19 protein-coding genes are annotated in these 23,352 nt (G+C 69.1%); all 19 read right to left on the minus strand.

Going from position 1 to position 23,352, the window contains the following annotated elements; genetic code table 11:
• The 19 genes from ACS5PK_RS01845 to ACS5PK_RS01935 all read right to left on the minus strand — a co-directional run bounded on the left by ACS5PK_RS01845 (position 1) and on the right by ACS5PK_RS01935 (position 23,104).
• Positions 1–330: a hypothetical protein gene (locus tag ACS5PK_RS01845; RefSeq protein ID WP_439438568.1), complete on the minus strand. Its 330-nt coding sequence runs from the start codon at positions 328–330 to the stop codon at positions 1–3.
• Positions 327–3,023, minus strand: coding sequence for a hypothetical protein (locus ACS5PK_RS01850; RefSeq protein ID WP_439438569.1), 2,697 nt, complete (start codon positions 3,021–3,023; stop codon positions 327–329). Before ACS5PK_RS01850 ends, ACS5PK_RS01845 begins: the two co-directional genes overlap by 4 nt.
• Positions 3,020–4,363 carry an ATP-binding protein gene (locus ACS5PK_RS01855; protein WP_439438570.1) on the minus strand — a complete coding sequence of 448 codons (1,344 nt, stop codon included), beginning with the start codon at positions 4,361–4,363 and terminating at the stop codon, positions 3,020–3,022. Before ACS5PK_RS01855 ends, ACS5PK_RS01850 begins: the two co-directional genes overlap by 4 nt.
• The gene (locus ACS5PK_RS01860; protein ID WP_439438571.1) at positions 4,347–6,782 is read right to left on the minus strand and encodes a contractile injection system tape measure protein; all 2,436 of its coding nucleotides are present in this window, start codon (positions 6,780–6,782) and stop codon (positions 4,347–4,349) included. The genes ACS5PK_RS01855 and ACS5PK_RS01860 overlap by 17 nt, the downstream gene beginning before the upstream one ends.
• Positions 6,779–9,289, minus strand: a complete 2,511-nt coding sequence (locus ACS5PK_RS01865; protein WP_439438572.1) for a hypothetical protein — start codon at positions 9,287–9,289, stop codon at positions 6,779–6,781. The genes ACS5PK_RS01860 and ACS5PK_RS01865 overlap by 4 nt, the downstream gene beginning before the upstream one ends.
• Complete coding sequence (locus tag ACS5PK_RS01870; RefSeq protein WP_439438573.1) at positions 9,286–10,077, minus strand: hypothetical protein; 792 nt, start codon at positions 10,075–10,077, stop codon at positions 9,286–9,288. Before ACS5PK_RS01870 ends, ACS5PK_RS01865 begins: the two co-directional genes overlap by 4 nt.
• Complete coding sequence (locus ACS5PK_RS01875; RefSeq protein WP_439438574.1) at positions 10,074–14,006, minus strand: baseplate J/gp47 family protein; 3,933 nt, start codon at positions 14,004–14,006, stop codon at positions 10,074–10,076. Before ACS5PK_RS01875 ends, ACS5PK_RS01870 begins: the two co-directional genes overlap by 4 nt.
• 15 nt (positions 14,007–14,021) lie before the next feature.
• Positions 14,022–14,429, minus strand: coding sequence for a GPW/gp25 family protein (locus ACS5PK_RS01880; RefSeq protein ID WP_439438575.1), 408 nt, complete (start codon positions 14,427–14,429; stop codon positions 14,022–14,024).
• A 129-nt stretch (positions 14,430–14,558) separates the two neighbouring features.
• Entirely contained in the window at positions 14,559–14,858 is a 300-nt protein-coding gene (locus ACS5PK_RS01885; protein WP_439438576.1) for a PAAR domain-containing protein, read from the minus strand.
• Positions 14,859–14,868: 10 nt separating this feature from the next.
• A complete protein-coding gene (gene vgrG / locus ACS5PK_RS01890) occupies positions 14,869–16,656 on the minus strand; it encodes a type VI secretion system tip protein VgrG (RefSeq protein ID WP_439438577.1) in 1,788 nt (595 codons plus the stop codon).
• 3 nt (positions 16,657–16,659) lie between these two features.
• A complete protein-coding gene (locus ACS5PK_RS01895; protein WP_439438578.1) occupies positions 16,660–17,328 on the minus strand; it encodes a CIS tube protein in 669 nt (222 codons plus the stop codon).
• A gap of 2 nt (positions 17,329–17,330) precedes the next feature.
• On the minus strand, positions 17,331–17,525 hold the full coding sequence (locus ACS5PK_RS01900; protein WP_439438579.1) for a DUF5908 family protein: 195 nt from the start codon (positions 17,523–17,525) through the stop codon (positions 17,331–17,333).
• Positions 17,522–18,037 carry a phage tail protein gene (locus ACS5PK_RS01905; protein WP_439438580.1) on the minus strand — a complete coding sequence of 172 codons (516 nt, stop codon included), beginning with the start codon at positions 18,035–18,037 and terminating at the stop codon, positions 17,522–17,524. The genes ACS5PK_RS01900 and ACS5PK_RS01905 overlap by 4 nt, the downstream gene beginning before the upstream one ends.
• Positions 18,038–18,044: 7 nt before the next feature.
• Positions 18,045–18,503: a phage tail protein gene (locus ACS5PK_RS01910; protein ID WP_439438581.1), complete on the minus strand. Its 459-nt coding sequence runs from the start codon at positions 18,501–18,503 to the stop codon at positions 18,045–18,047.
• Between the two features lie 76 nt (positions 18,504–18,579).
• Complete coding sequence (locus tag ACS5PK_RS01915) at positions 18,580–20,193, minus strand: phage tail sheath family protein (protein WP_439438582.1); 1,614 nt, start codon at positions 20,191–20,193, stop codon at positions 18,580–18,582.
• A 9-nt stretch (positions 20,194–20,202) separates the two neighbouring features.
• The gene (locus ACS5PK_RS01920; protein ID WP_439438583.1) at positions 20,203–20,922 is read right to left on the minus strand and encodes a hypothetical protein; all 720 of its coding nucleotides are present in this window, start codon (positions 20,920–20,922) and stop codon (positions 20,203–20,205) included.
• Positions 20,919–21,500: a DUF4255 domain-containing protein gene (locus ACS5PK_RS01925; protein ID WP_439438584.1), complete on the minus strand. Its 582-nt coding sequence runs from the start codon at positions 21,498–21,500 to the stop codon at positions 20,919–20,921. Before ACS5PK_RS01925 ends, ACS5PK_RS01920 begins: the two co-directional genes overlap by 4 nt.
• Positions 21,501–21,737: 237 nt before the next feature.
• Positions 21,738–22,406, minus strand: coding sequence for a response regulator (locus tag ACS5PK_RS01930; RefSeq protein ID WP_439438585.1), 669 nt, complete (start codon positions 22,404–22,406; stop codon positions 21,738–21,740).
• Positions 22,403–23,104: a hypothetical protein gene (locus ACS5PK_RS01935; protein WP_439438586.1), complete on the minus strand. Its 702-nt coding sequence runs from the start codon at positions 23,102–23,104 to the stop codon at positions 22,403–22,405. The genes ACS5PK_RS01930 and ACS5PK_RS01935 overlap by 4 nt, the downstream gene beginning before the upstream one ends.
• Between the last annotated feature and the right edge of the window lie 248 nt (positions 23,105–23,352).

Genomic DNA, 23,352 nt, shown 5'->3' on the forward strand with positions numbered 1-23,352 from the left:
TCACTTTTGCTTGTCTTTGGCGATGGAGTTGGACACGTTGTTCTGCATCTGACGTCGGCGTTTGTTGTTCTTCGCAGCGCTGATGCTCGGCTTCTCCGTGCGGCCCTTGCCGGGCTTGTGAGATCGTGTCTTGCCCGTGGGCCCCGTCTTCGAGTGCGAGGGGCCGAGGGCATGCCCGCTGGCCTTGCGCTCGCCGTCCATGAGCTGTGCAATCTGCGCGCCTTGCGCCAGCTGGCGTGGAGTGTCCGCCGCTGCGCCGGCTCCCGCATGGGCTGCCGCCTGGCGCTGCAGCGGCGCCACCGGCGCCAGGGTTCGCTCGTTCGATTTCATGGCTTCTCCACCTTTCTCTTGAGCAGCGCCACCAGCGCCGCGATGACGGGAATCGCAATGAGGGTCAGCAACTGCGCATTGCTGTTGCGTATGCCGGCCAGCACCGGGTCGCACTCGAGCAGGCCGGCGCCCAGCACCACCGGCGGAATGCCGGCCAGCAGGGCGAGGCGACCGTACTTCGCGCGCCATTCGCAATTCCACTGGAAGGCCACCCAGGTCAGGATCCCGGCCAGGATCAGCAGGTCAAAGACCAGCCGCAGCAGCCAGCGGTTGGGGCAGACGAAGCCGCAGATGGCATCGCTGATGCCCAGCCCGGGGTCGCCGACGAAGACCCGGCGCAGCGTCTCGCGCTGTTGGGGCTTGATCAGGCTGTCGGCCAGAGGAGAGGGCCAGAAGCCGATGCCGTCGAAGTTGTCCTGCACATAGACCAGGTCGTCCTGGTACTGCTGCGTGTCGAGTTGGGGCAGCACGAGCACGGGCACGACGCTGCGCAGGAAGATGCGCCGGTCACCGCCCTTGAGCGCGGGGCTGGCCTCGATGGTGCTTCGCAGCTGCTTCTTGCTGTCGCTGCTGGGCTCCGAGAGCAGGACGAGGAAGCGCAGCTGCACATTGCTGTTGCGCTTGTAGTCGGCGTTGGTTTCGACGATGCGGCCGTCCGCCATCTCAGGGTCTTCGACCGCCTTGAGCAGCTCGAAGAGCCGCGCGACCTCGAAGGGCCCCGCCTGCTTCAGCTGGACGTCGTTGAGCATCAGGTTGATGGCATAGCGGCGGCTGCGGTTCTCAGCCAGCGCAGCGCCCAGCCCGCGGATGAAGCGCGGATAGAACTCGGCGAAGCGCTCGGCCAGCACCTTGTCCTTGGCCGGATCCGGCAATTGGTCGAAATAGACGGTCAGTCCGTCGCCCATGCGCTGCACCTCACCGAAGCCCGGCAGCGCAGCCTTGGCCCGCGCCTGCCAGCCAGGCAGGGGCATGTCCAGCAGCTCGCGCGCATGGCGGGGAATCTGGGTGCTGAATCGCTCCAGCAGCGACTCCCGGGCCAGCGCCGGCTCAGTGGCCAGGAAGCGCCAGTCGCGTCGATAGATGCCGAAGTCAACGCGGGTGTCGAAGCGGCGGGCTGTCTCGATGAAGGCAATCTGGGCCGGGGTCCAGGACTCGGGGCGATCCACGCCCAGGTCCTGGCTGAAGGGCAGCGCGAAAGGCGTGATGCGGTGGATCAGGCTGAAGTCCATGCCCTGGGGCGGGTTGGGGGCCAGCCAGTTCGGCGCGATCGCATAGATCATCTGCCGCGCGCGCGCATTCGCGCAATGGCAATCGGGGGTGGCCGTCCATTGCAGGGCTTGGGCGGGGGTGAGGTCGCGCTCGCGGGCAGCCGCGTCCGCCAGCCAGGGGCGCAGGGCCTGCGGCAGCAGCCAGGCGGGAAGCTCGCGCCAGCCCAGATGGCTGGCTGAAGCAGGAAGGCCGCCGCCGGCCGTGCTGGCGGCGCTGGCGGCCGATGCCGCCCCGGCCGCGGCCTTGGCCGCCTTCGTACCGGGTGGCGCGCTGGCACCGGCCGCGGCCTGCTGGGGAGGACAGGCGGCGGCCAACTCCTGACTGCTCGGGGCCTGCTGCTTCAGGCGCTGGGCTTCTGCCGTCACCAACTGGCGCGTCTGCGCGCAGGCGAGGGCATCGACAGCGGCCAGGAAGAGATGGCGGCTGGGGTACTCGACGCCCATCAGCGGTTCCAGCCATTGCTGCAGCTGCTTTTGCTGGTCTTCGCTCCAGGGCATGCCAAGGGGGGGCGGCGGCGTGGGCAAGGCAGGCTCCGTGGCCGATGGCTCGCTGCCGGCCGCGCTGGCTGCGGGATCGGCCGGTTCCGGCGGCTTGGTCAGGGGAGCCAGTGCGTCCAGCTGCGCAGGCTGCAACTGGTAGACGATGGCCGTGGGCGTACGGCCGCCGTTCTTGCCTAACTCGCGCAGGTCCAGCTTGCTGAGGCGCGGCGCGGGGCTGGGGCTGGGGCTGCTGGCGCCTGAGGCTGGTGCTTCGGGCTTGCGCACGGGAAGGATGCGCAGCAGGTAGGACTGGCTGGCCACCCGGCCTGCGCCATCCGCCACACTCAGCCGGAAGCGGTAGAGCCCGGCCTTGGTGGGAACCTCATCCAGCAGCCCGCCCGGGTCCAGCCGGAGGCCATCCGGCAGGCTGCCTTCGGCAAGCTTGAAGACATAGGGCGGCTGGCCTCCCTCGGCGCGGATCCCGCGCTGGTAGCGAACGCCGACCACGCCATTGGGCAGGGACTCGGGACGGCGCTCCAGGCTCAGCGGGTCCGGATCGACACAGGCCGGGCGCGGTGCTGCGCTGCATTGAGCGAGGGCCGGCAGTTGGATGCTGGAGACCGAGGGCTGAGCCGCCACCGGCCGGCTCTCCGCCGCGGGGGCCGTGGTGGTGGCCGGGCCTGACACGGCGGTGGAGGGCGCAGGACCGGCCGGTATCGCCACGTTCGCGGCGCCAGGCTTTGCCGCTGTGGGCTGGGTACTGCTGGCCGCTGAGGACGCTGAGGCCGCTGAGGACGCGGTGCCCGCTCCGGCGCCTGCACTCCAGACCGTCAGCCCAGCCGGCAGCAGCGCCAGCGCCAGCAGCAGAGCCCGGCCCGCCCCCTGGCGCCGCCAGGCAAGCGGGCGCGATGCGTGCGCAGGGGCATGGGGCACGTGGCGGCTCATAGGGTCCTCCCTTCCTTGCGCAGCTCCTTGGCCAGGCCGGTGCGCAGCTCCAGCAGGCGGATCTGCTGGCGACCGTCGCGCAGCGCGCTGAGCGCTGCGTGGCGGATGACGTTGGCAATGGCGCCTCCGGCGAGCTCATAGCGCTGCGCCAGCGCGATCAGGTCCACCTCGGGGGCCAGGTGTTGCGCGGCCAGCATGCCCTGCCACAGGCGCAGTCGGGCATCGGCATCGGGCATGGGGAAATAGATCATCGATTGAAAGCGGCGCGAGAAGGCCTCGTCCAGGTTGCTGCGCAAGTTGCTGGCGAGGATGACCACGCCCGGGAAGTCCTCCACGCGCTGCAGGAGGTAGGCGATCTCCTGGTTGGCGTGGTGGTCGTTGGCATTGCTGACGGCGCCGCGCTTGCCGAACAGCGCGTCGGCCTCGTCGAAGAAGAGAATCCAGCGCCGCGTCGCGGCCTGGTCGAAGACGCGGGCCAGGTTCTTCTCGGTCTCGCCGATGTACTTGGAGACCACCATGGAGAGGTCGATGCGATAGACATCCGCACCCGTGCGCTGGCCGATCAGCGTGGCGGTCAGCGTCTTGCCCGTACCTGGCGGGCCGTGGAAGAGGGCGCGGTAGCCGGGCTTGAGGGCCCGTGCCAGGCCCCAGTCCTGCATCAGGACCTGGCCCTGCTGCATCCAGGCGCAGAGCTGATCCACCTCGTCCATGACCTCGGGGGGCAGCACCAGATCGTTCCAGTCCAGCGGCGACTCGATGCGCTTGGCGGGGAACTGGATGCTGTAGTCGGGCCGGTCGGCATGCCCGCTGCTGAGCAGTTGCAAGGCTTCGTTGCTGAGCTGCAGCGTGCCGCTGAGGCGCGGTTCACCGGCCGGCGGCAGATCAAGCTGCACGAAGCCGCGCTGGACCAGCGGATGGCGCGGGTCAAAGAGCTCCTGCAGCGCCACGCGCCTGGGTAGCGACTCGCCGGCGATCAGAAAGGCGGCCGTCTCGCCTGTGGGCAGGAAGCCGCCGTGCGCCTGCGCCTTGATGCCACCGAACTCGGTGAAGCCGCGTTCCAGGTTCTCGTTGCGCATGAAGAGCAGATCCAGGGCCGCGGGGCGCAGATGCGGCACCAGCGCCAGGGCCAGCAGCAGGCGCTCCTCCATCCCCAGCCGCATCTCGTCCACCCAGCGACCCAGCTCGCTGCCCGCTGGCGGTGCGGGCGGCGGCTCGGCCGCTTCCAGTCCCTCCTGGCGCTGTTGGAAATGCTGTTCGAGGCGCAGGTTCAGCACGCGCCCCAGCCAGTCCAGCTCCTGCATCAGCGCCAGGCTGTGCGGGGTCTCAACGCCATTCCACATGCAGCACTCCTTCCATCCAGGGAAGACGGATCGTCGAGAAGCTCCAGGGCAGTCGGTCCAGCAGCACGTCCAGGCCGCGCTTCTCCACGCGCAGCCGCCATGCGGGCGGGGCATCGGCCCGCGGCTTCTCCCTCATCAGGCGGCCCTGCCGCTGCAGAAAGGCCTCCCGCAGACCGGCCACCGAGGTATTGCCCAGAGCCTTCCAGTGCGAGATCACGGCCTGCAGCATCTGCTCCAGCAGGGCGAGCGTCTGCGGCGGCAGTGGGGGCGTGGCGGGCAGGACGGTCGATGGGCTGGCGCCGCAGAGCAGGCGGGAGAGCACGCTGTCGCATTCTTCGCGCGGCTGCTCGCCATGGCACAGGCGCTGCAGGCACTGCACGGCCACGGCACGCGCGCTCTCGTCGCGGAAGCGGCCCTGGTCCAGCAGTTCCAGATGCTTGAAAAGCCGTTCCGCGTAGGCCGCGAGCAGGACCTGACCGGCGTCGTCCACCCAGATGGGCTCGCGCTCGGAGACCGCCGGCCGCGCAGCTGCCGTCGGCGTGGGCGGCCTGAGCTGCTGATAGGCCTGCCGCAGCGTCTCTGCCTCGGGTGCCCTGGCTTCCAGGAAGAGCACGCGGCACAGGCGCCGCCAGTGTTCCGCCAGCGCGGCTGCGGGCTCCTGCATGGCCTGGCCCAGCCAGCGCAGCAGGCGTCCGGCGCGCTGTTGCAGGCCCTGGGTGGCAGCGCCGAACTGGGCGCGAAGCATCTGCCAGCGCCGTGATTCGTCGAACAGACGAACCCAACGGGCGCAGGCCTGTTCGCTGCTGAGCAGGCGTGCCAGACGCAGGCGCTGGGGCCATTGCCAGCGGCCCTGCTCGCACTGCCGTGCCAGGCCCTGAAGGGCGCGGTCCAGGGTGGCGCTGGGCGGGGTCTCAGGGCCGGCGCGGGCTTCGGTCCTGGGCGGGGCTGGCGGTAGCCACGGATCCTGGACCATGGCCGCCGTGGAACTGTCGGGCCGGGGGGCGCGGCGCTGAGGGAGTCGATCCGGCCGCTCCCAGCGCCGCCAGGCAGCCTCCCAGAAACGCTGCCAGCCGGCATGGGTGTCGGGCAGGCGCTCGCCGCGGGCCAGGGCGTCGAGGCAGGCTTCCATCAGCAGGCTCTGCAGCCGTGACAGGCCCGGCTGCAGGCCCGGCAAGGCGCGGCGCTGCAGGCGCAGGGCGGCCTGGCGCAGGGACTCGGCCCAGTGCACGGCCGGCGATGCCTGGGGCAGTGGCAGGGTTTCGGGGGCTCTCACGGACGCGGGTCCCAGGCAGCCCAGCAGGCCGCCGAAGCTGGCGGGATCCAGGGCCAGGGCCCAGCGCCGTCGCGCCGGAGCATCCTGCATCCACAGTTTCAGTCGCTGGCCCAGGGCCTGCGCGTGGTGGCTGGCCAGCACCCGCAGTTGCTGCAGCAGGCGCGATCGCTGCGCCTGGCTCAGCGGCCGCCCACCATCGAGCAGGGGGCGCAACCGCAGCAGACTGGCTTCCCAGACCCGGCCCGGTGACGTGCCAGGCGTGTCGTCCGGGGTCAGGTCTTGCCCATCCGGTGGCGGGGCATGTCCGCGCAGCAGGTCCTGCAGCAGCCCAGGCTCGTCGGACGGCGGGGCCAAGGGCTGAAGCCGTGCTTGCCAAGCTGATCCCAGCGCACGGCCCAGCTCGGCCTGCAGGGCCTGCAGCAGGCGGCGGCGCCTGGCATCGCCCAGGGGGCGGCCGCGCGCCTCCCAGAGCAGGTCCAGGGCCTGGGCGCGCAGCACCTGCTGCAGGCGCTGGCGCTCGTAGGCGCTGAGCCGGCCGCTGGCCTGCAGCGGCAGCAGGGCGTGCTCGTCCAGCGCCGCCATCTGCCGCCCCAGGCCGGGATCGCGCTGGGCCAGCAGGGCCTGCAGACCTTCGTGCGGACTGATCTGGCGCAAGCGCTGCAGCAGGACAGGGCCGGCAGGGTGTCGCTCCAGCGACCGCCAGAGCTGCGGCCCCTGCTGCTGGACCAGCCAGGCCAGCCAGCGTGACAAGGAGCCCTGGGGCGTGCTCGTCAGCTGCCACGGCAGGTGACCGCGCTCCAGGTAGGCCAGGAAGTGCTGCAGCGGTTGTGTGGCGGCTGCGGGCGGCTGCCCGGCTGCTTGGCGAGCCCCGGGCAGCAGGGCCGCTTCCAAGGCCAGACGCAGGCGCTCGCTCCACTCCCGCTCGTCCTGATCTGAATGCAGCCGGCCCAGGTCCAGCACCAGGCGGTCCAGCGACGGTTCGGGCAGCCGTGGTGCCAGCTCGTCGAACAGCCGCTCAATTTGCCGCAGACCCTCGCTGCGCAGAAAGCGCATCAGGCGCTCATGCAGCCCGTGGCTCTGCGTTGCGAAACGGCCATGCGGATGTCGCAGCTCAAGGCTGAGGGTTTCGATCACGTGGGCGCTCATGACTGCCCCTCCAGAAACTGCCGCAGCTGCTCGGCCGCCTGGTCCAGGGACTGGCACAGGCTGGGCGCCGCCTGACCACTCAGCAAGGCCAGGCAGTAGCGACGGCGCAGGCCCAGCCAGTGCTGCCAGCGTTCCTCGAACTCGCGCAAGGCGTCGGCGTCCAGCCACAGAAGGCCGCAGCGCAGATGGGCTGGCGCCTCGCGTCGCAGCAGGGCCAGCGTCAGTTCGCGGAAGCGCTCGTCGCGGGCACGGGCCGTCCAGCCGCTGCAGACCAGGTAGAGCTGCACGCCGTCGTCAGGCAGCGGGCAGGCCGGGGTCCGGCCTTCGGCGCAGGGGCGCAGCAGCAGCGGCTCAACCAAGTGCAGGCCCTCGCCATGCAGCTGGACCAGGCAGGACAACTCGTGCAGGGCGTGGGCCAGGCCGCGCGCCTGCTCCCGGCTGAGGGCGGCGGCCAGGCGCCAGGCGGCACGGCCGCTGTCGTCCAGCAACAGCAAAGGGCCGTGCTCTCCAGCCTGGACGAAGCGCTGGGGCGCCAGCGCCGCGAGCAGGCAGGCGGTGTCTGCGCCGAGGCGGCGCAGCAGGGGGGCCAGCTGATGCAAGCGCTGCTCCAGGGGCGGCCCCTCCAGCGGCCGCGCGCGCGACTGCGATTCCAGCACGGCTTGCAGGGAGCGCAGCTGTTCGTCGGAGAGCGCGAGCCGGGTGCTGCTGCCGGACTGCTGCGCCTCCAGGGCGGCGAGTGTGCTGCCCAGCAGGCGGCTGTGACCCGCCATCATGCCCAGCTGCAAGGCCAGGCGCTCCTGCAGAGGCGGGGTGTTGTCGGCTTCGTCCAGGAGGGGACGGCTGTAGTCGGCGGCGGCATGGCGCTCCTGCGTCAGACGCGGCAGACGCTGGGCGAAGCTGCGCTTGAGCTTCAGCAGGTGCTGGCCCCAGGCCGCTGGCGAGAAATAGCAGGGCAGACCCTGCAGCATGCTGTGGTCCAGCACTTCGCCATGCAGGGCCAGCTGGTAGTCCAGCAGGCGGTGGCGCCGCTCCAGAGGGTCGTCGTCGATCCAGGCGCCCGGGGGCAACTGGCTGGGCGGCGTCTGCAGCAGGGACTCGACGCCGGGCAGTTGGGCCTCGCCGGGCAGGCCCGGCCAGTAGCTGCGCGAGTCCGTCTGGTCCAGGGCATAGAGGCGAGGCATCTGCTCCCTTTGCACCTGCACCTGCAGCAGGCCCTGTTCCAGCAAGGCGCGGTAGCCCGTCCATTGCGCACGCAGGCCGGGCTCCTGGCTCGCGCCGGCCTGCAAGGCCTGCTCGTAGAGTGCAGGCAACACCGCGGTGGCGGGCAGGTGGTCCTCGCGCCGGATGGGCAGGGGCGGCAGCTCTTCCTGGGCGGGGAATCCCTGCCAGGGCTTCAGATGAGCCTGCGTCACCGCCGAGCCACCGCTGCCAGCGCGGCGCATGTACATCACCCGCCGCCATTCCTGCAGGTCGGCCAGCAGCGGGCCCAGCTCCAGACGCATGGGCGCACCGTCCTTCAGTACCGTCCAGCCTTGCAGGTCCGAGGGCTGCTCGGGCCAGCGCAGGCGCAGGGCCCAGTCCATGCCCCAGCGCTGCAGCCCACCGTGAGGCAGCAAAGTGGCATCAGCCAGCGCCTGGTCTTGCTCGGAGAGGTCCAGCCGCAGGTCCTCCACGCTTGCCAGCCCCGGCACGCCGCCGAGCTGGCGGGCCAGGTCGGCGGGATGCAGCACGGGATGGCGGGACTCCAGCCATTGCAGCTCCTCAGCGTGGGCGGTGCGGCCCAGCGGACCGTCGCTGAACTCGCCACCCAGCGGCAGCAGGTCCTGCTCGGGACTGTCCGGGATGCGGCTGGAGATCCCATCGTCGCAGCGCTGCAGCACTTCGCCCAGCAGTTCCGGCAGTTCACGCTCGCCCGTGATGGCGATGCGCAGCCCGCGCAGCGAGACCCAGCGGGCCTGCAGGGCCTGTGGCGGATGGGCGAGGTCCTCGGCCAGATTGCGCCGGCCCCAGAAGGCTTTCAGGGCTTGCTGGAGCAGGCCCGACTGCTCCTGGTCCGCCTCGCCGCGCTCCTGCAGCCTCAGGGTCCACAGGCCCTGGAATCGACCCGCCTGGTCCTGCTGTGCGCGGATCTGCAGCTGGCGGGCCTGGGGCAGTTGCTGGCGCAGCCACAGCTGCCAGTCGCGCTCACTCAGCGGGCGGCAGGGCTCCTGGCGATCGCGCCGGGACAGACCGAAGCGTTCCCACGCCGCATCGTCGTCCTGGGGCCGGAGTCCCAGCAGCGTGGGCACGCTCTGGCGTGCGGCGAAGACGTCCTCGGTGATGGCGTAGCACAGGGCCTCCAGCAGGCTCACGCCGGGGTCGTGAAGGTTGTAGTCCGTCCAGAGCTCGCCCGAGGCCTGCTGTGCCCAGTCCACGCCCAGCGCGCGCAGGGCGTCGAAGCCCAGCGGGTCGGGGCTCTCGCCACGATGGCGCGCGATGCTGCCGAGCCGTGGGCCCGCGCCCTTCATGGTTGGCCTCCCGGGGCTTGGCTTCCCTGCATGTGGGGGTCGAACCAGAGCTGGCTCAGATGGACCTGGATGCGCAGCTCGTCACCGAAGTTGCAGGCGGTGCGGATCTGCAGCTTGTAGCTCGCCTTGCGGCCCTCGCTGCCATGCCAGCGCAGCTGCAATCGGTCGCAGCGGCGCCCCCACCAGGCCTGGGTGGTGCGAATGCCGCGCTGGCGCTGCAGCCATCCCAGCAGGCCTCGACCGGGGTTGTAGGTGCTCAGCGCGATGGCGTGCATGAGACTGAAGTGGCCGCTGCCTGGCTGCCCGGCGCCTGCCATCAGCTCGAAGCCCTGGCAGCCCTGCAGTTCGGGGGTCAGGTCTTGCCAGCGGCCATTGGCGAGCACGGGTCCGGGCAGGGGCAGGTTGCCGCGCCGGCCGTGGGCTGCCACATGGCCCTGCACGTCCAGCCTGTCTGAGGGGTCGGCCGTGCCTATGCCCACGCGCTGCTGGAGGTCCAGGCTCAGCAGCGGGTCCTTCGCCACCCCGGGGCTCTGGATCAGCAGCTGGTTGCGCTGCGTGTGCAGCGCGGCCCGCCACAGGGCTTGCTCGGGCATCTGGTCGCGGTAGAAGCTGATCAGCGCATCGTGGCCGACGGGGGCATAGATTTCCTCGCCGTTGGCAACGGTCTTGCGAAAGCCCTCATCCGCCATGTTCAGCATGGAGTCGATGAGGTCGGCGAAATGCTCCTGCGTGGGCAGCTGCCCTTCGCGGAAGTAGTTCTTCAGCGTCTCACGGTTTCTGCACGTCATGCTGAGTCCTGCCCGATGATGAAGCTGCCACCCAGGGTGAGCTTGGCGATCCCGCTGGCGGGCGCGTGGGGGCTGGGGTGATCGCTGAGTTCAAGGAGATGGCCCCGCGTGGGCAGTGCCAAGCTCCAGGGCCTGGAGGGCCTGATGAGCCGGCTTCCGACGGCGGTGTCGCGCAGGGTGTAGTGACCCTGGTCGTCGCGGATGATGTGCAGCAGCGAGGCCTGCCCGATCTGCGCGACGCCGGGCTGGGCACGCAGCAGGGCCTCGACCTCGTCAACCTGCAACTGCCAGTCGAAATGCATGGTGGGCCCGCCTTCGCGCCAGGGCGAGAGGTAGGCGCGCAGGGCATCATTGATCTGACGCAGGCGCTCGCCTGCCGGCTCGCCGGGCTTGAGCCGCAGGCTGCAACGCACCTGCAGGCGTTCGTAGGTGGCATTGCGCACGAGCAGAGGCTGCCCGGGCGGCATGCGTGACTGCAGCCAGCGCTGGATCCGTGCCAGGGTCGCGGCGTCGAGCTTGGGGGCTTCGGCCCCATCGGGCGCGACGCCGGCGGGCAGGGCCGGCACGACCACCACGGTCAGCCGGCCATCGCCGCGCGGGTCGCTGCGCGGGATGCACTTGACGCGTTGCACTTCGGGGTAGTGCTGCAGCACGAGGCGCTCGTAGTCCCAGGGCATGGCTGCGCGACCCCTGTGGCGCAGGCGTTCGGCGATGCGGGTGATCCAGGCCTGCTGTGTCTCGGCCGCACGCTCGGCAAAGGAGGGCCAGGGCTGGCGAACGGCGGCAAGACCTGGCACGGCCTCCTGGGCTGCTCGCACGGACAGCGGGGCCAGGGGGCGCGGCAGGGCCGGGCCCTGAAGCCGGGCCAGCACGCCATTGGTCCAGACGCCCTGCAGGCCCGCCAGCAGTGGCAGACGTTCATCTCCCAGCAGGCGCAGCCAGAAGGGGCCGGGCGGCAGGCTGGGGCAGTCGGCGCTCATGCCGGACGGGAGGTCCAGCAGTATCACGCCGGTGCGCAGGAGGCCCTCGGTGCCATCCAGCAGCACGCGGTGGGCTTCCAGGTCCAGCCAGCCGTCGCCGCACCAGGCCTGCCAGCGCAGGCGTGGCAAGGGGCGCCCCAGCGGCTCGCGCGCCGACTCGGAGCGCAGCTTGAACAGCAGGCTCAGGGTGCCCTGCGGCGGCTCGCCCTGCAGACCTATCATCAGCTGGCCCGTGGCCGGCCAGCGCTGCAGCACCGTCCGCGGATCGGACTGCGGCAGCGCATGCAGGACCTGGGTGCCGAAGGGGCAGAGGTAGCGCAGCTCGGTGCCATCGGCCATGGGCTCGCCGCTGCGGGCCGGGATGCGCTGCCTTGCGACGTAGTCCGCTTCCACCGCGGCCAGTGTGGGCGTGTAGGGCACCTGGGGCAGGGGGGCGGCCTGCTTGAGCTTGCTGTTGAGCGTCAGCGTGGCGGTGAGCAATGGGGGGTAGTCGGCGTGGCCGAAGGCATGCGGCGAACCCGAGAGACTGAGGCGGAAGTAGCCGCAGCGCGTCAGCAGGCTGTACTCGCGCGCATGGCTGGCTGCGGGGCGGTGCAGCCGCAGCAGCGGCGTGCCGTCGAAGTCGAGGGTCTGGTCGGCGAGCGGCCTGTTGCGTGGTGCCTCGCCGAACAGCGGCAGGCCCTCGTCGGGTGTCTCGCGCCACTGGCCATCGGCCAGCACTGAGGCCTGCAGGCGCAGGGCCTGGCTGCTCCAGGGCGAGTCCGGGTAGCCGGCGTAGTGCTCGTCCCAGGAACGCCGGGGCAGACCCTGCCAATGCAGATGCAACTGGAGGGACTGCAGGGGCTTCTGGGCCAGCTCTGGATGGCTGAACATCAGATAGGAACCGGGTTCGGGCAGGGGGCCGAAGGGCAGGAAGGGCTTGCTGGGGTCCAGGCGGCCCAGCTGGTTGTGCAGCTCGAGGGCACGCAGTCCCTGTACCTGCACCTCGAGCTGCAGGGTGTCCATGGACAGTTGCTGCAGTAGGCTGCTGGCAAAGAGGCGTGAGCGGCTCTGCAGCCGCAGCTGCAGCACTGGCAGGGCGGGCCAGTCACTGCCGTGCACGGCGGGTCGCGCGGCACAGATGGCCGCCTGGTCCGAACCCAGTTGGAGGCACAGCAGGAAGCCCGCCGAACTGGGCGCACGGCCCTGCCCCTGCTGATCGCCCTGGCGAGGCGTCCGGGGTGCTCGTGCGCCCGGTGCGCAGTGGGACAGGGAACCGTGGATGGCGAAGACTTCCTCCACCGTCAGCCAGCCCTCGGCGCAGCTCAACGAGGCGGACCAGGCCCCTCGGAACACCCGATCAAAGACCAGGGAGCGCTCCAGCGGGGCATCCGAGTAGAGCAGGGACAGCGGATCGTCCACGTCCACCCGCTGGCCCGGTTCTGGCACGTAGTCGACCAGCACCTGTTCGGCATGACGTCGCAGCAGGGTCAGCGCGTCCATCGACAGCTCGGCCGTCGTTGCGCAGAGCCACACCGCGAAGAGCCGGCCCAGCCAGGGGGTGAGCGTCTCCGGGTGCTGCGCATGCAGACAGCGGACCAGCAGGTACTGCAACCAGGGCGCGCCCTGCAGGGAGGGGCATTCCTGTTCGAGGCGCTGCAGCAATTGCTGCCACTGGCCGGCTTCCGGCGCGTCGCCGGGTGGATGCCAGCCTTCCTGGCGTTCGCGCTGGGCCAGCAGCCGGCAGGCCGCGGCGCTGGGCAGCGGTCCGCCATCGGCAAAGCCGTCGGGCACCCGCAGGTGGACGTGCAGTTGCACACGGCGCTGGCCCTCGCACAGCTGCAGCAGCGGGCTGGCCAGGGCCAGGCCCTGGCGGGCAGGGGTGCTGTCGCCTCCGCCGCCCAGGGGGGGGCGCGCCTTGGGGTCGACGTCCGCGAGACTGTCCGCGGCAGGCGATTCACCCTGCCAGGACAGGGTGTTGGTGGCATAGCCATAGTCCCGTTCCGGCGAGATGTCGGGGTCGCGGGGCTGGTACAGGCTCAGCAGATGGCTCACCTTCAGCGGGCTCAGCCACAACTCGTGCAGGGACTCCACGCTGCGGCTGACACCGTCCTGGCTGGCGACGAAACGGCTGCCGGCGGGCAACTGTACGGGGCGTCTGGCGTGGGGCTGGCGTTCCAGCAGCAGGTGCACCAGGGCTGGGACCTCGGCTTCGCGGCCCAGGCCAAGGCGCTGGGCGTAATAGTGCTGCGTCAGGCGCTCGTTGAAGCAGTCCAGGGGCTCGCGGCTGCGCTGCAGCAGCTGGGTCTGGGCCAGCAGCAGGCCGATGGAGGGCTCGTGCCGCTGACTGCGCAGGCTGCCTGGCAAGGACTTCTGCGCCGCAGACTGCAGGCCGGCCAGCACACGGCACATCGACAGCCACAGCAGCCGGTGTTCGCGCAGGCCGGCGGGGCGTGGGGGCGTATCGCCCTGTGACAGCTGCAGCCCCCAGTGCGGATGCCAGGAGCGGCTGGTCTCCTCGGGCATCAGCAGGCCGCGCAGCTGCGGGGCCAGTACGCCGGACAGGCGATCCTGCAGCAGTCGGGCCACGGCGTGCAGGGGATCGTCCGCCGGGACGCCGGGTTCGTCCAGGCAGGCCAGCAGGCGGCTGTGCCAGCGATTGAGCGCCTGGGCCAGGGCCAGGCACTGGCGGCGCTGCTGGGCGAGGGGCAGGGTGTCGAGCTGCTGGGCTTGGGCCTGCCACTGCGCCACAGGCAGGGCTGAGAGCTCGGCCAGCAGCAGGCTGAGGTCCTGCTCCAGCAGGTCCGACCAGCGGCCCTGCGGCATGCCGCGCAGGGTGACGAAGTCCAGCTGCCTGGCCCATTGCAACAGCTGGCGCAGGCGTTGAGCCAGGCTCAGTTCGTCCGGGCGGAAGTGGCCGGGCAGCAGCGCGGGGCTGAGGCGGGTGTCCTGTTGCGAGCCGGTGTACATGCAGGGATTCCTTGCTCAGCCGGCCTGCACCGGATGGCTAGCCTGGTCCAGGTAAAGCGGATAGACCATGTTGTGCCGGGTGTTGGTGCTGCGAACGCGATAGGCCAGGTCGACCTCGATGCGCGCCCAGTCCTCTTGCGAGACACGGGCCTGCAGGGTCTCGACTTCGATGCGGGGCTCGAAATACATGATGGCCAAGCGCAGCATGCTGCACAGCTCGTTCAAGGTCTGCTCGGTCGCTTGCTCGAAGACGAACTGGTGCAGCAGGGTGCCGTAGGCGTGCTGCATGACCCGCTCGCCACGCCGCGTGCCAAAGAGAATGCGCAGGCTTTCCTCGATGTCCGGCACGTCCTCGCACAGCACGAGGCGCTGGTCGGCGTCGAAGCGTGGCGGGAAGCTCCAGCCTCGTCCGAGGATGCTCATGGGGTACTCCCTGCACCAACCTTCGCAGGGCACTCACGCAAGCAAGCAGCAGCCGGCACCCCGGTACTGCCGGTCGTACGGGAACGCGCCCTGGAAGGTGCGGGCGAAGCCGGTACGGGGTGGTCCATCTCAGCCTCCGATCAGGACGGTAGGGAGTCCCAGCACGATGCTGCCGCCATGGGCCGTGGGATCACCGAGGCGGGCCGCGGGCTTGGAGCTGATCAGCACGGTCGTGGAGCCCATCACGATGGTGTCCGGCGGGCCTACGCAGACGGCGTTGTCGCCGACCACAGCGGCCGGAAGGCTGCCGATCAGCACTGTGGGCACGCCCGGCCCGATGACGGGGCCGCCGACATGCGGGATGGGCGGCAGGCCGGGGGTCTGCATGGGGCAGGTGTGGAGGTCGGTGAGGCGGGCGGCGGGCGGCATGGCGGGTCTCTCAATTGATCATGACCAGCGCACCCTTGACGGTGGTCTGGCCGGAGGCAGAGAGTTCGGCGCTGGCGGCGCCCTTGGCGCTGAAGCCCACCTGGGCCTCGGCGCTGACGTTCAGGCCCTTGGCGCTGTAGTCTGCCGTGGCGCTCCAGCTGATCTTGGCGGTCGCATCGCCCTGGATATTGGCCTGGGCCGTCATCTTGATGTCCTTGATGCTGTCCAGGGTGATGCCGTTCTGGTCCAGGGTGATGCTGTTGCCGTTCTGGTCCTTCAGCACGCACTTCTTGCCTTCGTCGTCGAGGATGAGGGTGTTGTTCTCGGGGGTTTCGACGGTGATGGACTTCTTCTCCTCGTCGAAGATCAGGCGGTGCTTGTAGCGGGTGACCACGGCCTTGGTGTTGTTCTCGGCGGCCAGCTCGTAAGGTGGCATGCGGCTGCTGGAGTAGAGGCTGCCCAGCACCACGGGGTGCGAGGGGTCGTCGTTGAAGAAGCCCACGATGACCTCGTCGTCCACCTCGGGCAGGAAGAAGCTGCCGAAGCCGTTGGACGCATGGAACTGGGCCAGTCGGGCCCAGATGGTGGGCGTGTCGGCCATCAGCGCGGGCAGGGAGATCTGGATGCGTTGCTGGCCCTCGGGGTCGGCGTCGAGCTTGACGACCTTGCCGACATGCAGGCCTCGCACCCCTGGCAGCAGGCCGGCGTTGGCGGGGGCCTTGATGTCCTGGCGCTGCATCTGCCAGTCCGGCGGCATGCCGAACTCGGCGTGGCTGACCCAGTTGCCGTCGCTGATTTCATGCTGTACGGCGCTGAGATAGCACTTGCCGTTGAAGCGGGCGCCCACGCCCTGCAGCTGCAGCACTGTGCCAGGTCTTGCCAGCGCACTGCCCTGGAAGCTCAGCTGGCCGCGGTGGCGTGCCAGCGTGGCCTTGAGCTGGGTGGACTTGGCCCAGGCATCCAACACGTCCTTGGTCTGCGGCGCGCAGCTCTGCATGGCGTAGGTGGCGGGTGAGGCCACGCCCGCAAGGGTGGCTCCGTCCAGATTGCCCTGGCCGGCGTCGCTGCCCGGGCTTGCGCTGCTGCCCTGCAGCAGGGCTTGGCTCTCCAGGCTCCAGCTGGAGGCCTGCACGGCGGTCCACTGGCTGCGCGCGTCGATGTCGGCGCTGAAGTCGATCAGGTCGGCGCCCCAGGTCACGTGCAGCACCGGGGCGGCGCTCAGCGCGGGGGCCTTGATGACCAGCTTGCCGTCCTCGCATTGCAGCACCAGTCCCATCAGCTCGGCGCGGGCCAGCATGAAGTCCCAGTCGCTGCAGTAGTGCTGGGCCAGCATTTTGTGCTGGGCCGTGGTGCTGTCCACCTCGGCGCTGAGGCCGTGGGCTTCGACGAGGTGCTGGATGATGGCGCTGTCGGTCTGGTCAACGTAGTGCGCGCTGCGCCGGCCCAGCGTCATCTTGCAGGCGGGGTGCCGGCATTCCAGCTCCAGGCGGCTGTCGTTCTCGCCAAAGATGCGGAAGCCGTGGCGCACCAGCAGGCCGCTGAAGAGAACTTGTTCCTCGTCGCCGTAGCCCACGCTGATGCTGATCAGTGCCCCGGGCTTGAAGAGCTCGCCCTCGCTGAGCGGTGCGGTGCCCTGCGGCATGTCGCCGTCCTGGAGCACCAGTCGGGCCCAGGACACGCTGTTGAGCGCATGACGCACGGTGAGCGAAATGAGTGGGAGGACGGTCTGAGGCTGGCCGTCGCAGGACACGGTGACCCTGACAGGGCCGTCGCTGTTGAGGGCGGGGGACTGCGGCATGGCTCAGCTCAGCGGGGGGAAGTGCAGGCGCAGGCCGGCCGGCAGCCTGCGGAATTCACGCAAGCCATTGAAGGCAGCCACCTCGGGGTAGTAGCGGGCGTCGCCGTAGATGCGCAGGCACAGCAGCGGCAGGGTGTCGCCCTCCACGACCAGCACGCTGTGGCTGAGATCGGGCGAGGAACGGTTGGCCTCCAGATTGGCCTGAGAGTTGCTCGCGAAACCCATGAAGCTCAGCTCGCAGTGGGCGCGCAAGGGGGCGCCGCTGGGCTTGAACAGGGTGAACTGGGTGCTGAGGGACTGCAGCCGGCCGTTGAAGATCAGGGTGCCCCAGGCCACCTGCACATGGTTGGGCTCGTGTGCGCTGCTGTCGTAGTTGTAGACGATGCGGCAGAGCTGCTCCAGCTGGGTGACCACCTCTACCGTCGGCCCGTCGCCGCCCACGGCGCCGGTGCCGTCCAGCACCAGGCTGAAGCTGATGGTATCGGGCTCTACGGCGCTGAAGCGCATGCGGTTGCGGTTCTGCCCCTGCGTGCGGCGCTTGTTGTAGCGGATCTCGCGCGAGTGGGTGAAGTCGGCCGGATTGATCTGCACCTTGAAGCGCTTGCCGGTGTCCGGCGTGGGTGGATCGCTGTTGGGCACCAGCTGTGTGATGGTCAGGGGCTGCTTGCTCATGATCAGCGCTCCCGTTGCTGGCGCAAGGCTTCCTGGAACCACTGGCGGCAGGCTGCCAGGATTTCCTGCTTGAGCTGCTCGGCATCCAGCGCGGAGGCGTCGGCGCCCGGGCGCGTGCCAGACGGGTTGTCGTCGGCGTCCTCGCCGTCCTCGGCCACCGTGGCTTTCAGCACCAGTTGACGGACTTCCAGGCTCATGCGGGTGTCACCAGGCTCTGGTAGGCCAGCTCGATTTCCTCGATGGCCACCTCATTGCGCTGCGATTCGAAGGCGTTGATGGTCCAGCGCAAGGGATAGGCGCGGTTGCAAGTCCAGACCATCAGCGGGTTGAGATCAGCGTCCATCAGCTGTATCTGCACGTCCTGCAGGACCAGCGGGACGGACAGTCCGGGCTCAAGGCAGTCCTTGCACCAGCGCACGAAGGGCGACCCTCGGTCGACCAGGCCGCGCTTGAGCTGCAGGCGCCGCGCTTTGGCCTGCTTGGGCAGTTGCAGCACGAAGCGGTTCTCGCCGCCGTCGACCACGTCCTCGGTCTCCAGGCTGTGCTCCAGCCCGGAGACTTCCTGGAAGGAGGTCATGACCGGGCTGGCGCTGCTGCCGGAGCGGGAGAAGCCCACCCGGAAGGCAAAGGCCACCGGCATTTCGGCCGGCGGGGTGTCCGCCATGAAGGACGGCGAGCCTTGCATCCAGGCGGGGAGGTCCGCTGCCATGTCGTGCTCAGGCGTTGGCGATGGTGAGACCTTCGTGGACGATCTCGATGGTCTCGACCGCCACCTCGTTGCCCTCTGACTTGAGGTCCGTGCCCGTGATCTTGCTGGGCCAGGCATTGGTGAGGGTCCACACCATGGTTGGCTTGCCTTCCTCATCCAGCAGGCTGATCGTGACGGGCACGCGCTTGATGGTGTTCATCTTGATCTGGTTGAACCACTCCCAGAACTTGTTGTCCGACTTGAACACGCCCTTCTTCATGGTCACGTTGCCGTACTTCTTGATGCCCGGCATCTTGATCGCCGAGAACACGGGGCTGTCGCCATGCCTGTACTCGATGGGCTGGGCCTCCACGTCCAGCCCCGAGACTTCCTCGAAGGACAGCACGGCAGAATCCCACTTCACCTGGAAATAGAACTTGGGCAAGGGCCACACATTGGTGGATTGCTTGGAACCGTCATCAGCCATTTCTTTGCTCCATTGCTTGTTGCCTTTGGGGGCAGGGGGCTAGCGCCACCCTGCAGCCAGTTCAGTGCCGTCCCGCTCAGGACTTGGGCATCTGCTGTTGGAAGGTGATCTCGATGAACTCGGCGGGGCGCACCATGGCCACCAGCACGGTGACGCGCAGGATGCCTTCCAGCACGTCGTCGGGCGTCATGGTCTCGCCCAGGCCCACGTGGACGCTGAAGGCGTCCTCGGGTACGGCGCCCATCAGGCCGCCGCGCTTCCACACGCTCGTGAGGAAGTTGCTGATCATGCTCTTGATGGTCACCCAGGTATTGGCCGTGTTGGGCTCGAACACGAGGGCCTTGGCCGCCAGGCGGCAGGACTCTTCCAGCATGATCATGGTGCGGCGCACGTTGATGTAGCGCCAGTCCAGGCTGTTGCCGTCCAGGGTGCGGGCACCCCAGACCAGCACGCCCTCGCCGATGAAGCTGCGGATGGCGTTGATGGACTTGCCCTGTGCGGTGACGTTGAGGTCCTCCTGCTGCTCGGCGGAGATGCTCACCGTGGGCGAGATGACGCCGGCCAGGCTCACGTTGGCAGGGGCCTTCCACACGCCGCGGGTGTTGTCCACCATGGTGTAGACGCCGGCCATGGCACTGCTGGGCGGCATGACGTTGAGGTGGCGGCGGGACTCGGTCAGCACCGTGTTGAAGACCGAGCTGTGGCGACTCAGGGTCTTGTTCAGCAGGGCCTTGCGGGCCAGGATGCCGGCGGCCAGCTCGTCGGGGGTCAGGGGCTTGGCGTTGGGACGCTTGGCGGCTTCATCGCTGACCATCTTGGCGAAGTCGCCATTGATCTCGTCGATGGCGTCGCTGAGCGCTCGGGTCTGTGCGCTCACGCCATCGGGCAAGGGGGTCGGGATGCGCAGCTCGGCGCGAATCAGGTTCTTGAGCAGGTCGATGCTGTCGTCCGAGAGGTTCTCGAAGCTCAGGTCCTTCTCGCCCACCACGGTGGTGTTGAGCCAGGGATAGTAGGCCGCCGCGAAGTCCAGGAAGTTGATGCCCAGGTTGTCGCGGAACTTGCCCACCGGGTTGTCGTCGTTCAGCGCCTTGTGGCCGTTGTAGACGTCCAGGATGGCGATGCGGTTGCGCATGCGGTTGCCGCAGTGCTGCAGCATGGCCTGCTGCAAGTCCGTGCACTGCTCTTCCTTGAGCTTGACGGCCTCAGGCACCAGCAGCATGGTGGGCTCCTGCTCCTTGAGCAGCTCGTCGATGCCCAGCTTGAAGCGGTCCGGGTCCAGATCCTGCTTGTAGTTGCCCACCGAGACGATGTAGCAGGGGCCGCCACCGTTCTGGTAGAAGTGGCGCAGGGACTGGTAGAGGCTGTAGCCGCCGCCGTCCGGGCCGTCGAGCTGGGTCATGCGATAGCCCTTCTTGCTGGACGGGTCGTCAGCGACGGTCTGGGCCACGAAGTCGGGTTGGTCGGCTGCTTCCTCGAGCTTGAAGACGGGCTTGGGCGGGCCGCCGAAGAACTGGTGGTACTCGGCCATGGAGCTGATGCGCCACGGCGTGAGGGCCAGGGGCTTGTTGCGGTTGTCCGCAAACTCCGTGTGGCCCACAAAGGCCGGAACCGCAGTCGCGACTTCGACCACAGAGTTGGGAAAGGCGTTCTTCTCGACGATGTAAACGCCTGGCGTCTTCATAACGGCCATAGGGCTCTCCTAGGGGTGAACAAAGATCTCGCTCACTGGCCGCGTGCGACCATGGCGCTTCTCGAGGATCAGGCCGCGTGGGGCGGCCAGGGGCAGTCGGGCCTGCAGGACGCGTTCTCGGCGTCCGGCCAGGTCCTTCAACACCAGTTGCTGGGGGCCTTGGGCTCCCAGGGGCCAGCGGCGGCGCGAGCGGAAGACCCAGGCCACACGGCCATCGGGGAGCAGCTCGTCCTCGTCGCGGCGGAAAGCATCGGGATGCCCGGGAATCTCCAGGGCGGGCTTTTCGGCGTCCCAATGGCCCATCAGCAGGTACTTCCAGATGCACAGCCGTGGCTTCAGCTCGACCGCAAGGTCGGGCGGCGCACACCCCAGCCAGGCCTGGGCGTCGGCAGCGTGCGTATCGAGGAAGGACGCGCACACCTGGCGCGGGGCGCGGCGGTCGGTGTAGAGCAGGTAGTCGGGGTCGGTCGCCTCCAGCTGCCACTGCAGCTGGCGTGGGCTGCCGTCGGCCTGCAGGCGTTCGGACCAGAGCGTGTCCAGCCTGTCTGCCGGTGCATGCAGCCACAGCTCACAACCATCGCTGCGCTCGATCAGCTGGTGCCGCGCGATGAAGGCAGCCGTCTCGCGGCTGGCCTGCAGGCGCAGGCGGCGCGGACGGCCATCGGCGAAATAGCCGTGGTGCAGGCGCAGCACGAGGATGGGCTGCCAGCTCAACAGGCGCGCTGTCATGACAGACCTCGGATGGCTCGCGGGTCGAGCTGCGCAATGGGCGCCTCGCGGCCCTGGACTTGCTGGCCAGCGATGCTCACCATGCGGATGCGATAGAGCACCGAGGGGAGGTAGCGGCCGCTGTGGATGCCCCAGAGGCTGTGCATCTCGGCGCTGCTGAGGTTCTCGATGTTGAGCACCAGCTTGTCCAGGCGCGGGTCCAGCCCTGGCGTGTTCTGGTGGTCCAGCACCGGGCGCTCGTGGAAAAAATGGATGGCCCCGGACAGGAACTTCAATGCTTCCGGATAGTTGCTGCCGCTGAAATTGGCAGCGCACATCATCAGCAGGTTGAGGTAGACGGGCTCGGCGCCGCGCAACTGGCCCTGGGCGTTGAGGCCCATGCCTATGGCCCGGTGGGCGTAGGCGTCCTGCTCGACACCGACAAGGAAGAGCACCAGCTTGTTGGCGATCAGCGGCACCAGGCTGCCGTTCTGCTCCAGCAGGTTGGAGAGCACGGCCAGATCCTCGTTCACCTGAAAGCGATGGCGCAGGTGGACGTTGAGCTGGCTGGCGATCTGGATCAGTGCGGCGTCGATCATGGCGTGTCACAGGGACTGATCGCTAGCCTAGGTGTCGCAGGGTTCACAGACCATCGGCAGGGCGCGGAATCTGTCTAGGTCAATTGCTGAGACAGCTAGGGCCGCTGCCGAGATCGAGCCAGCGCACGCGCGGGCGCCCGCCCGCCGACCGCCTTGAAGCGGGCGAGAGGGTCGATGACGACGCTTGAGGGAGGGCGGCCATCAGGGCTCGGCCGCCCGGTCAGGTAGCGGGGGCGCTCAGTGGCCCGGGCTCTGGCGGCTGCGGTGCACGTCCAGGCTGCTGATGCCCTCGCGCAGCGCGAAGCGGGTGAGCTCGGCGATGCCGTGGATCTGCAGCTTGGCGAAGACGTTCTCGCGGTGGGTGGCCACGGTCTTGGCACTCAGATGCAGCTTGCAGGCGATTTCCTGAGCGCTGTAGCCCTCGGACAGCAGTTGCACCATCTGGCGCTCGCGTGGGGTGAGGCGATGGCTGTCGCGTGCGGGCGTGGCCTGCGGCTGCAGCAGGGCGCCCATCAGCTCGCCGCTGACGAAGACCTGGCCGAGCATCACATTGCGCACGCCACGGGCCAACTCCTCGTAGGAGTTGTGCTTGAGCAGATAGCCGCGGGCGCCCGCATCCAGCACCTGCCGCACCTGCAGGACGTCCGCCTGCACCGACAGTGCGATGCAACGGGGACTCCAGGCCTCCTTTCGCATGTGCTGGATGGCCTCCAGGCCGTTCAGGCCTGGCATGCACAGGTCGACCAGGGCGACGTCGGGCTGCAGGTCGCGGCAGTGGCGCATCAGCTCCATGCCGTCGCGGGCCTGGGCCAGCACGCAGATGTCGGGCTCGCGTTCCAGCAGGGCCACCAGGCCCTCGCGGACGAGCTTGTGATCATCGGCGATGACGAGGCGTATGGCGTTCATGCGGCACTCCTGCGGGCCGGCCAGAGGATGGCGGCATGGACACGGTCCTTGTGGCGCTGCCAGAGCAACTGGGCGTCGATGGTGGCGAGCTGCTCGCGGACCAGGCTCAGGCCTTGACCACCGCTGCCGACCGCCTCCAGCTGATCGCTGATCACTGCACTGCGCGCGGCGGTATTCGTAACGCTGATGCGCAGCTGGCGATGGCCTCCCACCAGGCACAACCGGGCTGATGAGGGCCGGCCATGCTGGCAGGCGTTGATCAGCAGGCCCTGGCTGGCCGTCAGCAAGGTTTGCACCGTACCGGGCGGCAACTGCTCGGTATGCCCCAAGGCGCTGAAGCCCAGCTGCTGCTGATGCTGGTCAGCCAGGGCCTGCACGCTGCGATGCAGGCCGGCGGCCAGGTCGGCGAAATCGGCGACCGCAGGCGTGGCCGCCGGCTTTCGCAACTGCTCGATGAGGCGGCGGCAGGACTGCAGTGCGTCCAGCATGCGAGCCTCGGCCTTGTGCAGGGTTTCCGTCTCGGGGACTTCGCGGCGCGCCTGCGCCAGGTGCACCAGACCCAGCGACAGCAACTGGCACAGCTCATCATGCAGGACACGCACCAGTTGCAAGGGCGGGGTGGCCGAGGCCGGGCGCCAGGGCACCAGGTCGGCCTCGTGAATGGAGTGACCGGCGTGACCCTTGCGGGGGCTGTTCATGGGGGAGGACCTCATTGCCGTGGAGTTGCGGGAAGAAGGACTGGCCGGCCTGGAGGGCGTCTGGGCAACTCGGCGCCCAGGCATGCCATTTGCCGCAGCAGATTAGGTGCTGGTTTCAACGAGGGTCAAGCTGTAAAAGCTCGCAAGTTAGGGGAGTTCCGGCATCAGTATGGTGGCTGGGTTCGTGGGCCACCAGATTGCACCTGTGTGTGCGCCGCAGGCGATCCTGAAGGGCCGCTAACATGGCC

It is taken from the genome of Roseateles sp. DB2, from assembly GCF_051857535.1.
Lineage (GTDB): Bacteria > Pseudomonadota > Gammaproteobacteria > Burkholderiales > Burkholderiaceae_C > Roseateles_B.

Coding starts and splice junctions, on each gene's coding strand:
- ACS5PK_RS01845 (WP_439438568.1), bottom strand. CDS start 330: ATGAAATCGAACGAGCGAACCCTGGCGCCGGTGGCGCCGCTGCAGCGC.
- ACS5PK_RS01850 (WP_439438569.1), bottom strand. CDS start 3,023: ATGAGCCGCCACGTGCCCCATGCCCCTGCGCACGCATCGCGCCCGCTT.
- ACS5PK_RS01855 (WP_439438570.1), bottom strand. CDS start 4,363: ATGTGGAATGGCGTTGAGACCCCGCACAGCCTGGCGCTGATGCAGGAG.
- ACS5PK_RS01860 (WP_439438571.1), bottom strand. CDS start 6,782: ATGAGCGCCCACGTGATCGAAACCCTCAGCCTTGAGCTGCGACATCCG.
- ACS5PK_RS01865 (WP_439438572.1), bottom strand. CDS start 9,289: ATGAAGGGCGCGGGCCCACGGCTCGGCAGCATCGCGCGCCATCGTGGC.
- ACS5PK_RS01870 (WP_439438573.1), bottom strand. CDS start 10,077: ATGACGTGCAGAAACCGTGAGACGCTGAAGAACTACTTCCGCGAAGGG.
- ACS5PK_RS01875 (WP_439438574.1), bottom strand. CDS start 14,006: ATGTACACCGGCTCGCAACAGGACACCCGCCTCAGCCCCGCGCTGCTG.
- ACS5PK_RS01880 (WP_439438575.1), bottom strand. CDS start 14,429: ATGAGCATCCTCGGACGAGGCTGGAGCTTCCCGCCACGCTTCGACGCC.
- ACS5PK_RS01885 (WP_439438576.1), bottom strand. CDS start 14,858: ATGCCGCCCGCCGCCCGCCTCACCGACCTCCACACCTGCCCCATGCAG.
- vgrG (WP_439438577.1), bottom strand. CDS start 16,656: ATGCCGCAGTCCCCCGCCCTCAACAGCGACGGCCCTGTCAGGGTCACC.
- ACS5PK_RS01895 (WP_439438578.1), bottom strand. CDS start 17,328: ATGAGCAAGCAGCCCCTGACCATCACACAGCTGGTGCCCAACAGCGAT.
- ACS5PK_RS01900 (WP_439438579.1), bottom strand. CDS start 17,525: ATGAGCCTGGAAGTCCGTCAACTGGTGCTGAAAGCCACGGTGGCCGAG.
- ACS5PK_RS01905 (WP_439438580.1), bottom strand. CDS start 18,037: ATGGCAGCGGACCTCCCCGCCTGGATGCAAGGCTCGCCGTCCTTCATG.
- ACS5PK_RS01910 (WP_439438581.1), bottom strand. CDS start 18,503: ATGGCTGATGACGGTTCCAAGCAATCCACCAATGTGTGGCCCTTGCCC.
- ACS5PK_RS01915 (WP_439438582.1), bottom strand. CDS start 20,193: ATGGCCGTTATGAAGACGCCAGGCGTTTACATCGTCGAGAAGAACGCC.
- ACS5PK_RS01920 (WP_439438583.1), bottom strand. CDS start 20,922: ATGACAGCGCGCCTGTTGAGCTGGCAGCCCATCCTCGTGCTGCGCCTG.
- ACS5PK_RS01925 (WP_439438584.1), bottom strand. CDS start 21,500: ATGATCGACGCCGCACTGATCCAGATCGCCAGCCAGCTCAACGTCCAC.
- ACS5PK_RS01930 (WP_439438585.1), bottom strand. CDS start 22,406: ATGAACGCCATACGCCTCGTCATCGCCGATGATCACAAGCTCGTCCGC.
- ACS5PK_RS01935 (WP_439438586.1), bottom strand. CDS start 23,104: ATGAACAGCCCCCGCAAGGGTCACGCCGGTCACTCCATTCACGAGGCC.